Origin of the sequence: Bacillus sp. FSL L8-0193 (assembly GCF_037976065.1) — a bacterium.
Taxonomy (GTDB): Bacteria; Bacillota; Bacilli; order Bacillales; family Bacillaceae; genus Bacillus; species Bacillus paralicheniformis.
In genome coordinates, this window is sequence record NZ_CP150261.1 from 3082937 (window position 1) to 3095599 (window position 12663).

12 protein-coding genes are annotated in these 12663 nt (G+C 46.8%); 1 reads left to right on the forward strand and 11 read right to left on the reverse strand.

Annotated elements, in window-relative coordinates; all coding sequences use genetic code 11:
- Positions 1–13: 13 nt before the first annotated feature.
- From MHH76_RS15425 to MHH76_RS15455, 7 genes are all read right to left on the reverse strand, one after another.
- Positions 14–646, reverse strand: coding sequence for a TVP38/TMEM64 family protein (locus MHH76_RS15425; protein ID WP_026579089.1), 633 nt, complete (start codon positions 644–646; stop codon positions 14–16).
- A 41-nt stretch (positions 647–687) separates the two neighbouring features.
- Positions 688–1617, reverse strand: a complete 930-nt coding sequence (gene dnaI / locus MHH76_RS15430) for a primosomal protein DnaI (RefSeq protein WP_043054429.1) — start codon at positions 1615–1617, stop codon at positions 688–690.
- 15 nt (positions 1618–1632) lie between these two features.
- Positions 1633–3057 (reverse strand): replication initiation and membrane attachment family protein, encoded by a 1425-nt coding sequence (locus tag MHH76_RS15435; protein WP_023855478.1) that lies wholly within the window; start codon positions 3055–3057, stop codon positions 1633–1635.
- A 116-nt stretch (positions 3058–3173) separates the two neighbouring features.
- A complete protein-coding gene (gene nrdR / locus MHH76_RS15440) occupies positions 3174–3632 on the reverse strand; it encodes a transcriptional regulator NrdR (RefSeq protein WP_020452543.1) in 459 nt (152 codons plus the stop codon).
- Between the two features lie 16 nt (positions 3633–3648).
- Positions 3649–4041, reverse strand: coding sequence for a hypothetical protein (locus tag MHH76_RS15445; RefSeq protein WP_020452544.1), 393 nt, complete (start codon positions 4039–4041; stop codon positions 3649–3651).
- A gap of 185 nt (positions 4042–4226) precedes the next feature.
- The gene (gene speD, locus MHH76_RS15450; RefSeq protein WP_020452545.1) at positions 4227–4613 is read right to left on the reverse strand and encodes an adenosylmethionine decarboxylase; all 387 of its coding nucleotides are present in this window, start codon (positions 4611–4613) and stop codon (positions 4227–4229) included.
- Positions 4614–4848: 235 nt separating this feature from the next.
- Positions 4849–5871 (reverse strand): glyceraldehyde-3-phosphate dehydrogenase, encoded by a 1023-nt coding sequence (locus tag MHH76_RS15455; protein ID WP_020452546.1) that lies wholly within the window; start codon positions 5869–5871, stop codon positions 4849–4851.
- Between the two features lie 517 nt (positions 5872–6388).
- On the opposite strand from MHH76_RS15455, the gene MHH76_RS15460 reads away from it, so the two are divergent.
- On the forward strand, positions 6389–7609 hold the full coding sequence (locus tag MHH76_RS15460) for a pectate lyase (RefSeq protein ID WP_230588705.1): 1221 nt from the start codon (positions 6389–6391) through the stop codon (positions 7607–7609).
- A gap of 25 nt (positions 7610–7634) precedes the next feature.
- On the opposite strand, the gene coaE is transcribed toward MHH76_RS15460, so the two are convergent.
- The 4 genes from coaE to polA form a co-directional block, all read right to left on the reverse strand.
- Positions 7635–8240 (reverse strand): dephospho-CoA kinase, encoded by a 606-nt coding sequence (gene coaE, locus MHH76_RS15465; RefSeq protein WP_035338188.1) that lies wholly within the window; start codon positions 8238–8240, stop codon positions 7635–7637.
- Positions 8241–8257: 17 nt separating this feature from the next.
- Positions 8258–8890, reverse strand: coding sequence for a sporulation membrane protein YtaF (gene ytaF / locus MHH76_RS15470; RefSeq protein WP_009329359.1), 633 nt, complete (start codon positions 8888–8890; stop codon positions 8258–8260).
- A 220-nt stretch (positions 8891–9110) separates the two neighbouring features.
- Positions 9111–9938 carry a DNA-formamidopyrimidine glycosylase gene (gene mutM, locus MHH76_RS15475; protein ID WP_023855481.1) on the reverse strand — a complete coding sequence of 276 codons (828 nt, stop codon included), beginning with the start codon at positions 9936–9938 and terminating at the stop codon, positions 9111–9113.
- Positions 9939–9956: 18 nt separating this feature from the next.
- Positions 9957–12596: a DNA polymerase I gene (polA, locus tag MHH76_RS15480; protein ID WP_020452550.1), complete on the reverse strand. Its 2640-nt coding sequence runs from the start codon at positions 12594–12596 to the stop codon at positions 9957–9959.
- Positions 12597–12663: the final 67 nt, after the last annotated feature.

Below are 12663 nucleotides of genomic sequence, written 5' to 3' on the forward strand. Positions count from 1 at the left end.
AAAGGATGAGCCCTTAATCGAGGAGCGCCTGCACTTTTTTTCTGAACAAAAGAGGCACGGTAATGAATATCAAGTAAATTGCCGCTGTAGCTGCAATTGCTATGATGTCGCCGGTCAAGAGGCTTGACCCGAGCACATTTAAAATAACGGTGCCCGGAATGATGCCCGCAGCCGTCGCCAGGGCAAACGACAGGGGCTTCACTTTTGACACGCCTGCCGCATAGCTAACCGCGTCAAAATGAATCGGCGCGAGCCTCAAGAGCAGAATGCAGAAAAAGCCGTTTTTCCGCAAAAGCGTCCGCAGGCTGTCAAGCTTCAGCGGCATGTGCTGAAGGTTTCCGCCGAGCCTGTATGCAACAGCGAATGACAAAAATGCACCGCCCGCCGCACCGATAAAAGAATACAAAGAGCCAAACAGCGGACCGAATGCGAGGCCCCCGCTGACGGCGAAAACGGAAGCAGGTAGCAGCAAAAACGGCCGGATCATCAATAATCCGATATAGATGAGCGGGGCGAAAATCCCGAAGGATAAGACGCCTTCTCTTATATGAGCGGGGCTCAGATTCAGATATTTCGCATTCAACCATAGTCCGGCCGCCGCGATTACGGCGATAACCGTCCATTTGGCCAAGGTTCTTTTTTGCATCTTCTTCATCTCCGTAATTGAAGCTCGGGATCATGTGATTACTAACGTCGGTTTTTCCCGTCCAGCCGGACAGGTGTCGCTAAATACAGCACCCTCTCCATCAGCCTTGCCGCTTTCACCTCTTCTTTTTCGCCCCTTTGCGAATAGGTGAAATGGTGTTTCAGTTCATCAGGGTCAAAGTTGGAAGAGAAAAACGTCGGCAGCTGATGAGACATTCTGTGCTGAAGGATGGCGCCAAGCACCTCATCCCTCACCCAGCTTGACATGGACTCCGCACCGATATCATCGAGCATTAGAATCGGCGTAGACTTGACCATCTCAAGCTTTTCTTCAAGCGACTGATCGTGTATCGCATTTTTCAGTTCCCTGACAAATTCGGGGACATAGACGAGAATGGATGGATGGTCCTTTGCCGCAAGCTCGTTGGCGATGGCGGCCAGCATAAAGGTTTTTCCGACCCCGAACTTCCCGTAGACGTAGATGCCTTTTCCCTTTCCCGTTTCGTTATAGTCATGCAAAAAGCCCGTCACAAGCTGAAGGACCTTTAATCTGCTCGGATCATCTCCGTCAATATCGGCAAACGTAGCATTCAAGAGATCCTGTTGAATATAGATGCTTTTAATCAGCGACCGCTGTCTTTCCCTCTCGTCCGCTGCCTTTTTTTCCGGACACCTGTCATATTGAACATCGATCGTTTTTCCGTTCATCACAAGCTTTGGATGATAACCTTGAATCAGGTTTTTGCACTCTTTCAGACTCGGGCAGTCTTGGCATGCTTTGCTTTGCTGTGTAAATTCATAAAGCTTGTTTAGGCTCCTGTCGATCATTCCTTGATCCACTTCTGACTGGCGGCTGTTTAAAAACTCCTGAACATCCTTGTCAGAGAGCACTTTTTCTTTCATATCTTCAAGGCGTTTTTGAAAATCGGGTCTCGTCGTCACGCCTTGCAAAGCGCGTTTAATCGGCTCCATCATCTTCACCTCACATTAAAGAGCGGAATGGTTTTTCAGTTTTTTTATTTCTTCGAGCAGCTTCTGCTTCTGTTGGTCAAAGCCTTCTCTCGTTACGGAACCGGCCGGCTCTGTTTCGAGCGGTTTGCTGTCGGCTTCGTCACTTTCCCGAAGCCAGTCAGGCAGCTTTTCTTCCCTGATGACTTTCTTGTTCCGGGAAGGCTTTTTCTTCCCTTCCGCCCATTCAAGATATTGGCGGTTTTCTTCTTTCGCAAGCTTCATGGCCTCTCTAACCGTGCGAACGTTTTTTCTGGCCCAGTGAGAAGCTATTTTTTGGGTGTAATTTTTCGAAAGCTTCATATCGGTTTTCAGCATGACATAATAAATCAGAACATTGATGACGCCGGGCTCTAATTTTTGGTCAAGCATTATTTCTTCTATAATTTTCAGATCGGCTTTGGATGGTTCCGCTCCGCCGCCGATATCCTGCAGCAGCTTTTTCGGCGATACCTGCTCAAGCAAAGCAATCAAATTGTCTTCCTTGGCATTCGTTGACGACTGTTGATTCGGCTGTTCGCGGAGATTCATCGGCTGCACTTTGTCGACGAGTTCCGGAAGCGGGCCGCTGCGCTCGATCTGATACCAGTCGCTCGCCGCTTTTCTGAGCGCTTCTGTCGTGATCGTATCGTGCTCATCAACGGCTGACATGACGACGTTTTGCATCTGAAGCGGTTCGATCCCGTAGAGAAAGGCGAGCTTTTTAATCGTTTCCTTCACTTGGTCTGACAGCGCTTTTCTCGGAATAAGCGTGTCGGATAAACCGGCGAGAAACAGTTGAAAGTCAAAGGCGTCGTCTGTGACCGCCGCCGGTTTGCCATTCCCTTCTTTCATCCATTCACGATCTTCGCGAAGCTCCATCGCTTCGATCATATCGTCAGACATCTTCCATTCGCTCGGCTGGACAGATGCAAAAACTTCGTTGAAAGAACGGGTGATATCCCGTGCTTCTTCGGGAACAGACGGGTGGGAAAAGTATTCTTTCAGCTGCTGAAACCTCGCTTTTCCGACGCGGTTGTACAAGAAGACATTCAGCATGCCGTCCTGAAAGAACTCATCCGGTCTGAGCGGCGGAATCAATTCATATATAAACAAACGCTCGTCTTCCGTTTCTTTCATATAAGTTTTCAACAGTCCGATTCCCTCAAGCTTTTCCTTCTCTGAGTGAATCGTCTTCAGGTTGGTCTGCATCGCCGCCATCAGCTGTCTGTGAGTCGAGCTTTTCCCCCAGACTCTGTTTTGCTCCAGTTCCCCCCACAGCGTGAGAAACAAGCTGAATGAAAAAGAGCCGATTAGAGGCTGATACAATAGCGTGACAATTTGCCGGTCCAAGTCCTGAAGCAATCCGCAGCTTTTGACAACGTACGGATCGACAGGAAGCAAGTCTTTCCAATAATTACTCATATCTTTTGTCAACCTTCCACTTTGTTTCTTGTCCTCATTTTACACCTTTTTCAGGCCTTCATGTCACACGACCGTGGTTTTATCATGAGAAAAGAGCTGGATTAATTTACAGCTCTTTACCGTTCTTTCTTTATTAAGTCTTTCAGCTCGTCGATAAATACGTTAATATCTTTAAATTGGCGGTATACTGAAGCAAACCGGACGTATGCGACTTCGTCGATTTTCGCAAGCCGGTCCATCACCATTTCTCCGATCATATCGCTTTTCACTTCAGCAACGCCTTGATTTCTAAGCTCTTTTTCAATTTCAAAGCAAATATCCTCAAGTTGCTTTAAGGCGACAGGGCGTTTTTCGCACGCTTTGATCAAACCGCGGAGCATCTTCTCGCGGCTGAATTCTTCCCGGATTCCTTCTTTTTTTACGACGATGAGCGGAATTTCTTCCACTTTTTCAAATGTAGTAAATCGATAGTTGCATGATTCGCATTCGCGTCTTCTGCGAATCGATCTGCCTTCGTCAACGGGACGGGAGTCCAAAACCCTCGTCCCGTTATGCTGACATGCTGGACATTTCATTTTTTCAGCTCCCTATTCAATTGTTTGAATGTACAGATTTCTGCAGCTTTCCGTCCAGTTCGCTGTATAGCGTCGAGACAAGCCCGCGGCTGTAGCCAAAATCGGTCGGCAAAAACGTTTCCGTTGACACATTAAAATCCACCGCTGTATCAAAAGGGCGAATCGACACGACTGTCGCCACCACAAAAGCTTTTCTCGTTTTTTTCACCTCGGCGCTGATTTCTCCTCTTTCTTCCGACACCGATGTCACCTTACAGCCGTCAAGGCCTTCCAGCACTTCCTTTACAGCATTGAGCGCTTCTTTTGACGCCGCTTTATAATAGCGGCTCTTCAGCTTGTCCGAAGGATGGCGGTCAGACGTTTCGGCGTGTGTAGAAAAAAACCGGTGAATGTTTTGAAAAAGACTCATATCCCCTGTCCCCTTTGTCTTTCTTCTCTATATTTTATTAAAAAAATGGTTGATTTCCAAGGGAAAACAAATTAGGGCAAGAGAATGCCGGGGAGAATATGTTTCGGGGATTGTCGCGAGAGGAAAGAAAAAGGAGCGGATTTTAAAAGCGGTGTCCGCTTTTTCATCCAGCTCCTCTATGGGCATTAAAGTGCCTGTGCTTTGGCGTTGGCCTGTTTCACCTGAACAGGTCCCATGCCTCTCGGTATTTCAATGTTCTCTCTTGTTTCTGCTCTTAATTCTTCTGCGATATAATCGGCAGCTACGTTCGGATCTAAATCTCCGCAAGTATAAACATCAATGCTGGCATATCCGTGTTCAGGAAAACTGTGAATGGTCAAGTGAGATTCAGAAATGATCACAACCCCGCTTACACCTTGAGGTGCAAACTTATGAAAGGCTACCTCACGTACCTCAGCACCTGACTTCAGTGCCGCATTTACAAACGTTTTTTCAATAAAATCCATGTCATTCAGCTTATCAAAATCGCATCCCCACAGTTCGGAGATAACGTGACGCCCCATTGTTTCCATAGCATGGACCCCCCTTAACAAGAATTAGAAAAGTGAATTTCCAAGCAACTGAACCGGTCATTTACCACGGGGGAAAGTTAGTCCGGAGAGGTCCTAACCCTTTAAGTAATGCCGAAGCGCTCACGAACTAGAAGTTCACGAAAAATAGTATACTTTGTTTGAATATTTTTTGCAAGGCGGTTTTATCATTTGATGGTTAAGGGGTATTTATTTTTTATCCGTCCATGCTCTTATTTTATACAGCCGAAGGGTGTTTCATTCTTGAAGCCACGTATCTGATTAAATCGACAACCCTGCACGAATATCCCCATTCGTTGTCATACCATGCGAGCACTTTCACCTTTCTGTTCTCAAGCACCATTGTTGAAAGGCTGTCGATCACCGCCGAGTATGGATTCGTATTAAAATCGGATGAGACAAGCGGTTCATCGCATACATCGAGGATCCCGGACATCGAGCCTGCCGCCGCCATTCGGAACGCTTCATTAATATCTTCTGCCGTCGCATCGCTTTTTAAATCAGCCACAAGGTCAACGAGTGACACATTTGAGACGGGAACGCGCAGGGCCAGGCCGTGCATTCTTCCTTTTAAATGTGGCATGACAAGTGACAGCGCTTTCGCGGCGCCTGTCGTTGTCGGAATGATCGAAGAACCGCAGGCGCGCGCCCTTCTCAAGTCTTTGTGCGGATTATCAATATTTTTTTGATCATTTGTAAATGCGTGAACAGTGGTCACCAGGCCGTTTTCAATGCCAAATGCATCATCAAGCACTTTTGCGACAGGAGCGAGACAATTCGTCGTACAGGAAGCGTTTGAAATAATCGTATGACGCTCCGCATCAAATTCGCGTTCATTGACGCCCATCACGATTGTGATGTCTTCATTTTTCCCCGGCGCTGTCAAAATAACTTTTTTCGCGCCGGCTTCAATATGAGCTTCCGCTTTTTCCTTCGCGTTAAATTTCCCCGTCGCTTCTACGACGATGTCGATCCCGTATTGCGCCCACGGAAGAAGTTTAGGGTCCCTCTGATTGGTCAGCATGACCTTTTTACCGTTAACGAACAGGCAATCGTCTCCAGCGTTTACATCAAGCTCATATCGGCCGTGATTTGTGTCATACTTTATTAAATGAGCGAGCGTTTCCGGAGGGTAGCTCGCATTGATCACTGCAATGTCAATCTGTTCATCAAGCATCGCTTTTCTAAACACCATTCTGCCGATCCGGCCGAATCCGTTTATCGCAACTTTCACTTTCATCAAATATGCACCCCTTATTTTATGTCATTCCACATCATGATTTATTCAAAATAAGTATAACACATTATTTTTAATTAGCCATACCATTTGTTTCTTTTACAGCAAATTTACGGGGTTTTTGTGAAACAATGAACAAAGAACTAGAAAAAATCGGCATTAAAGCATATATTTCAAATACATCTTTAGTGCTACAATTTCCAACGGCGCCAAATTTTCACACGACAGAAGGCAGTGTCTTCAAGAAAGGACAACCATGAAACTGACCAAAAACATATATTTTATCATTTCTTTTTTGGCTGCGGCCGGCATTTATTTTTTTATAGGAACAGCAGCCGCTTCCGCGGCGAACGAAGATTATCCGAAACAGATGATCAGGCTGGAAAGCTTATCAGGCATAAACATCACGCCCGCCGGGAATCAAGATAATGCACCGCTAACAGCAAAACAGATGAGCGGGGAAAAAGCAGAAAGATGGAGGCTGGATACGTCTGACGGCAAACAGTTCAAAATCAGAAATATGGATAACGGCAAAATTATCATCCCTTCCCATTACGCGTTGTCAAACAATAATCCCGCTGTAGTCTACTATGACAATTCACGAAAAGAAGAGTTGTGGAATATTATCGGGGCTGACAAAGACGGAAACGGAGACTTTATCACGTATAAAATCGTCAGTGCGCAAAACAACAGCCTTGCCCTGACACTGGACGGCAACGGAGTGAAGCTTGCCAAATATACAGGCAGCTCCGTCCAAAAGTGGAAGCTTCCAAGCGACGGTCTCGAAGGTTTCGCGGGCTATGCAAAGGAATCGAATGGCAAGCAGAAAACAGGCACAACCGGCGGCCTGTTTGGAAAAGTCGTCTATGTCAACAATCTGGGCGAACTGAAAGCCAATATTGGAGGTTCAACGCCCCGCACCATTGTCGTCTCCAGCAATATCGGCGCTTCAGCCAAAACGGTATTGACGGTGGGTGCCAATAAAACAATCATCGGCTCGTATGAAAAACATAAGCTGAACAACATTTACTTTAAAACAAAAACGGACTCAGGCAACGTGATTTTCAAAAATCTGATCATTGCACATGATGCATTCATAAATGAAAACAACGACATCCCTGTTTACATTACAGATTCGAGGAATTACTGGATTGACCATGTCACATTCCAGGGCCACAGCTATTCAGCAAACGGTCACGATCTCGACAAGCTCTTATACATCGGCGCTAAAGCCGATTACGTCACACTGTCTCACAGCACATTCACAGACCACAGGTACGGCTTGATTCTCGGCTGGCCTCAAGATGACAAGCAATACCACAGTATATATAATGGATATCCGCGGATGACAATCAGCCACAACCGCTTTGAGAATCTCTATGTCAGGGCGCCCGGGTTGATGCGTTACGGCCATTTTCATGTGAAAAACAATTATATCAACAATTACCATCTAGGCTTCACGATAACGACATTGGCCAAAATTTATTCTGAAGCCAATTACTTCGGTACGGGCAGCGAGAAAGGCATACTTGATGATTACGGAGACGGCTCATTTAAAGATGTCGGATCATATCCGGCGATAAAAGGACAGAAATCGCCTGAAACAAGCTGGAAACCTTCATCCAACTACAGCTATCGGACGATGAAGGCAGGCAATGCCAAAGCTTTTGCCGAACGGTATGCAGGTGCACAACGCACCGCGCTGTATTATGCGAATTACAGCCAGTTTAACAACGACTAATAAAAAAGTGAGCGCAATTTCGCGCTCACTTTTCAATATTTGACCATGTATCAAGCAGCTGATGAAGCTGCCCTTCTGTATCTTTCAGACTGCCGCTGTTATCGATCACCGCGTCTGCCTTTTTCTTTTTTTCGTCAAGAGAATGCTGGGCGTGAATTCTGTTCAGCGCCTCGTCTTCAGTGAGCCGGTTTCTTTTCATCAGCCGCTCAAGCTGAAGCTCCATCGGCACCCAGACGACGATCACTTTATCTGTCAAATGTTCAAGCCCGCTTTCATATAAAAGCGGAATATCGAGAACAACAAACCGTTCACCGGCCCGGATGGCTTCGTCGCGCTGTTTGATCATCATTTTTCTCACTTCCGGATGGACGATCGCATTTAACTGCATCCTCTTTTCTTCGTTAGTAAAAACAATTTCTCCAAGTTTTCTCCGGTCGATACCGCCTGTTTCAAGCAGCACGCCTTGACCAAATGTCTCAGCGATTTTCTGATAAGCGGGCATCCCTTGTTCAACGGCCTCTTTCGCGATTACGTCCGCATCGACGACTGTGATGCCGCACTGCTGGAACATTTGCGCGACAGTACTTTTGCCGCTGGCAATCCCTCCGGTCAACCCGATGACCAATGTCAAAGGCCTGCACCTCCTTCTTACAGTTTCCAGATGCCGATCATAATCAGCAATATACCGGGAAGAAAGGTCAGTTTATCCATCCAGTTCCATTTCGATAAAAATCGCCCCGCCTGTATTCCGCAAAATACGAACAATGAGCTCATGATGCCTACCGTAATGCTCATCGGTACAGGGGAAAAGCCGAGCGCAGCCGCGCCGATCCCTGCTCCGAACGCGTCAATAGAGAGGGCGAAACCGAGAAGGAAAGCTTCTATACCGGTAATGATTCCTGATTTATCAATGTCGGCGCTTGTCGGTTTTCTTAAAATGTGTATCACGATTCCGAGCGATTTCAATTCAAGGTTGATGAGCGTTTTTTCAGAGAAGACAAGATCCTGTTCTTTCTCCGGCCTGAAAAACTGATACAGCACCCATGCGCCGATCCCCATTAATATGACGGCTCCGAGCCTTTCTGTTACGACAACGGGCAGAAATTTCGCCAAAAGGGTTCCGATCATCATGGCAATATACATCACGGCACCAGAGCAAAAAGCAATAATCAAAATCGCTTTAAAGGGGATTTTCAACTTTCGCAATCCGTAAGTAAATCCGACTGAAAAACTGTCCAAGCTGACGGCAAATGCCAGCAGCAAGAAAGATGCAAACATCATATCAGGCTCTTCCTTTCTGTTGATGCGAGCGGTTAAGTCATGCAGCCTAAAGGCAGCTTTCTAGGCTTCTTATATATATGAAAGAAGAAAACCATCCGTGTGTTGTTTACCCGAAAAAGAAACATCACACCTTAAAGCTTGCTTTTAACAGCTATATGGAGCGTATGCATCGACAGCTTGAACCATGATACGGCTTGCTGTTGTCCCTTTTATGCGATTGTCATTTTTTCTGGCACTTTATGCAAAAATGCGTGCCCCTTCCGCCAACGACTGTTTTTTCAATTGGAGATCCGCACTTTTTACAAGGTTCATCTTTCCGGCCGTAAACGAAAAGTTTGAGCTGGAACATGCCGATTTCACCTTGTGAATTGATGTAAGATCTGACTGTGCTTCCCCCTGCTTCAACAGCTTCCTTTAACGTTTGAACGATCTCTTCATGAAGAAGAACCGTCTGTTTTTTTGTGAGCTTGTTCGCTGTTGTCTCGGGATGGATACCGGCTCTGAACAAAGCCTCGTCGACATAAATATTGCCCAGTCCGACCACTGTCCGCTGATCGAGCAGTGCGGTTTTCACTGAGCGGTTTGTTTTCTTCAGGCGCTCTCTTAAGTAACCGGCTGTAAATTCCTCGCTGAAAGGTTCGGGACCGAGCTGCCTGAGAGGCAGCTCCGTCAGTTCCTCTCCCGGCTTAAACAAATGCATCGTGCCGAACTTTCTGACATCCCGGTAGCGCAGCTCGCTTCCGTCCGTAAACCTGAAAATGACGTGTACATGTTTATCAAGGGGTTCATCGTTTTGATGAAGCCCGTACTTTCCTTCCATTCTCAAATGGGAAACCATGACACAATCATCAAGATGGAACAACAGGAATTTTCCCCTTCTTCCGATCGACTGAATCGTCTGACCGGCCAGGAGCCTTGCGAATTCCTCAGGCTCCTCCGGACGTTTTATGATTTTTGTCCATCTGACATCAACCGCATCGATCGTTTTCCCTCTTACAAGCCCGGCAAGAGTGCGCCGGACCGTTTCGACTTCTGGTAATTCCGGCACATCATCACTTCCTTTTCTCTATTTTGCATCGTACCATGAAGGCCCTGAAGCGCAGTCCACTTTCAGCGGAACATCGAGCTCCAATGCATGTTCCATTACTTCCGGAACCAGTTTTTCAAGCACTTTGATTTCATCTTCAGGCGCTTCAAAAATCAATTCGTCGTGAACCTGCAGCAGCAGTTTGGCCTGGAGATTTTTTTCTTTCAGCTTGTCCGCCATGTCGATCATCGCTTTTTTAATGATATCTGCGGCGCTTCCCTGGATCGGCGTGTTCATTGCCGTCCGTTCGGCAAAGCTGCGCAGATTGAAATTCCGACTCGTCAATTCCGGTATATACCGCCTCCGGCTTAAAAGAGTCGTCACATAGCCCCTCTGTTTCGCTTCTTGAACGGTTTCTTCCATGTATTCTTTAACTCCCTGGAAGCTGTGGAAATAGCGCTCAATAAACGCGGCCGCTTCCTTTCTTGTAATTCCCAGGTTTTGCGACAAGCCGTAGTCGCTGATTCCGTAGACGATTCCGAAATTGACGGCTTTCGCCTGCCTCCTCATCGCAGGGGTGACTTCTTCTTCTGATACATGAAAAACATCCATCGCCGTTTTCGTGTGAACGTCCATATCGTTCGTGAACGCTTCAATCAAATTTTTATCCTTTGAAATGTGGGCGAGAACCCTCAATTCGATTTGGGAGTAATCCGCAGCGAATATGAGCCAGCCTTTTTGCGAAGGGACAAACGCCTGCCGGATTTTGCGGCCTTCCTCAAGACGGATCGGTATATTTTGCAGATTGGGATCGGTTGAGCTGAGCCTTCCCGTCTGTGTTAAAGCTTGATTAAAGCGGGTATGCACTTTATGGCTGTCTTTTTTGATTACTTTTAAAAGTCCTTCGACGTATGTGGACTGGAGCTTGCCGATCTGTCTGTAGTGCAGAATATCTTCGATAATGACGTGTTTGTCGCGCAGTTTTTCAAGCACATCGGCTGAAGTCGAATAGCCCGTTTTTGTTTTTTTGACGGCAGGCAGCCCGAGTTTTTCAAACAAAATCACACCGAGCTGCTTTGGTGAATTGATATTGAACGTTTCACCTGCTGACTCGTGGATTTTCTTCTCGTATTCCGCTAATTTGGCGGACAGTTCTTCCCCCATTTTTTTCAATCTGTCGACATCGACTTGGACACCGATCGATTCCATCTCACCGAGAATGTGGGCGAGGGGCATTTCGAGCGCTTCAAACAGATCGAGCTGCTCGTTTTTCTCCAATTCATCAAGAAGCTTTTCGCGGAGCAGCGATATCGCCTTCGCTTTTCTGGCTAAATGGTCGGCAAGCTCCTTCTCATCCGGCACCGCCTGTTTCGCGCCTTTTCCGTAGACCGCTTCATCTGCCGCGACAATGTGTAATTGGTGTTCTTTCGCAACGCTTGCAACATCGTCGTAAGAGTGTCCCGGATTGATGATATAGGCCGCAAGGAGAACGTCAAATTCTGCGCCTTTCAGTTCGATGCCCCGCCAGCGCAAAGCGACCGCCGCGCGTTTTGCATCAAACACCCATTTCTTTTTCGACTCGTCTTCGGCCCACTCTTTAAAACGGTCCGACTGAACGGCCGTCTCTTCCGGGATGAAGAAAGCGCCATGTTCGTTGACGATCGAAAAACCGAGGATCGGCGCCTCATGATAATTGTCGCCGAGCTGTTCGACAACGAGTGAAGCCGGTGACGCAAACAAATCATCCGTGATGTCTGTTTTGATCGTGACGTTGATCTCTTCAAACTGTTCTTCTTCTTTTTCTCCCGGCTCTTCGCCAATCCTTTCGAGCAAAGAGTTAAAACCGAGATCTTTAAAAATCTTGACGACCGCTTCCCTGTCAAAACCTTCGTATCCGAGGGAATCGAGGGTGACTTCAAGCGGCGCTTCTGTCGTAATTGTCGCAAGCTCTTTGCTCATCAATGCCTGTTCTTTAAATTCTTCAAGCTTTTCTTTCAGTTTTTTTCCGCTGACTTCGTCTATTGACGACAGCAGCTCCTCTACTGTATGGAACTGTTTCAAAAGCTTGATCGCCGTCTTTTCGCCGACGCCCGGCACACCTGGAATGTTGTCTGATGAGTCTCCCATCAGCCCTTTCATGTCAATGATTTGTTCAGGTGTAAGTCCGTACTTTTCCCGGACATGTTCCGGCGTATAGTATTCAACATCTGTAATGCCCTTTTTCGTGATGGCGACCGTCGTTCCTTCTGTAGCCAGCTGTGTCAGGTCTTTGTCGCCTGAAAAAATCTTCACTTCAAATCCGTCTTTTTCCGCTGACTTGGCAAGGGTGCCGATAATATCATCGGCCTCGTAGTTTTCAAGCTCATACCTTGAGATTTGATAGGCGTCGAGGAGCTCGCGGATAAACGGCAGCTGTTCGGACAGCTCGGGCGGCGTTTTTTGTCTGCCGCCTTTATATTCTTTAAACGTTTTATGTCTGAATGTCGTTTTCCCCGCATCAAAAGCAACGAGCATGTGGGTCGGTTTTTCTTCTTCAAGCATCTTCATTAAGATCGTGGTAAAACCGTACACAGCGTTTGTATGTATCCCTTTTTCATTGCTGAGAAGAGGCAGAGCGAAAAACGCGCGGTAAGCCAGGCTGTTTCCGTCAACCAATACTAGTTTTTTTCTTTCAGTCATCTTTATCCTCCTAAGGAGCCGATTCGTCAGCTTCCATTCAACTTCGTGATCATATTTGCTTATTTTA

Excerpts from the sequence above, each read along its gene's own strand:
- speD (WP_020452545.1), bottom strand. The coding sequence starts at position 4,613 with ATGGAAACAATGGGGCGTCACGTTATCTCCGAACTGTGGGGATGCGAT.
- MHH76_RS15460 (WP_230588705.1), top strand. The coding sequence starts at position 6,389 with ATGGATAACGGCAAAATTATCATCCCTTCCCATTACGCGTTGTCAAAC.
- polA (WP_020452550.1), bottom strand. The coding sequence starts at position 12,596 with ATGACTGAAAGAAAAAAACTAGTATTGGTTGACGGAAACAGCCTGGCT.
- MHH76_RS15435 (WP_023855478.1), bottom strand. The coding sequence starts at position 3,057 with ATGAGTAATTATTGGAAAGACTTGCTTCCTGTCGATCCGTACGTTGTC.
- nrdR (WP_020452543.1), bottom strand. The coding sequence starts at position 3,632 with ATGAAATGTCCAGCATGTCAGCATAACGGGACGAGGGTTTTGGACTCC.
- MHH76_RS15425 (WP_026579089.1), bottom strand. The coding sequence starts at position 646 with ATGCAAAAAAGAACCTTGGCCAAATGGACGGTTATCGCCGTAATCGCG.
- ytaF (WP_009329359.1), bottom strand. The coding sequence starts at position 8,890 with ATGATGTTTGCATCTTTCTTGCTGCTGGCATTTGCCGTCAGCTTGGAC.
- MHH76_RS15455 (WP_020452546.1), bottom strand. The coding sequence starts at position 5,871 with ATGAAAGTGAAAGTTGCGATAAACGGATTCGGCCGGATCGGCAGAATG.
- MHH76_RS15445 (WP_020452544.1), bottom strand. The coding sequence starts at position 4,041 with ATGAGTCTTTTTCAAAACATTCACCGGTTTTTTTCTACACACGCCGAA.
- dnaI (WP_043054429.1), bottom strand. The coding sequence starts at position 1,617 with ATGGAGCCGATTAAACGCGCTTTGCAAGGCGTGACGACGAGACCCGAT.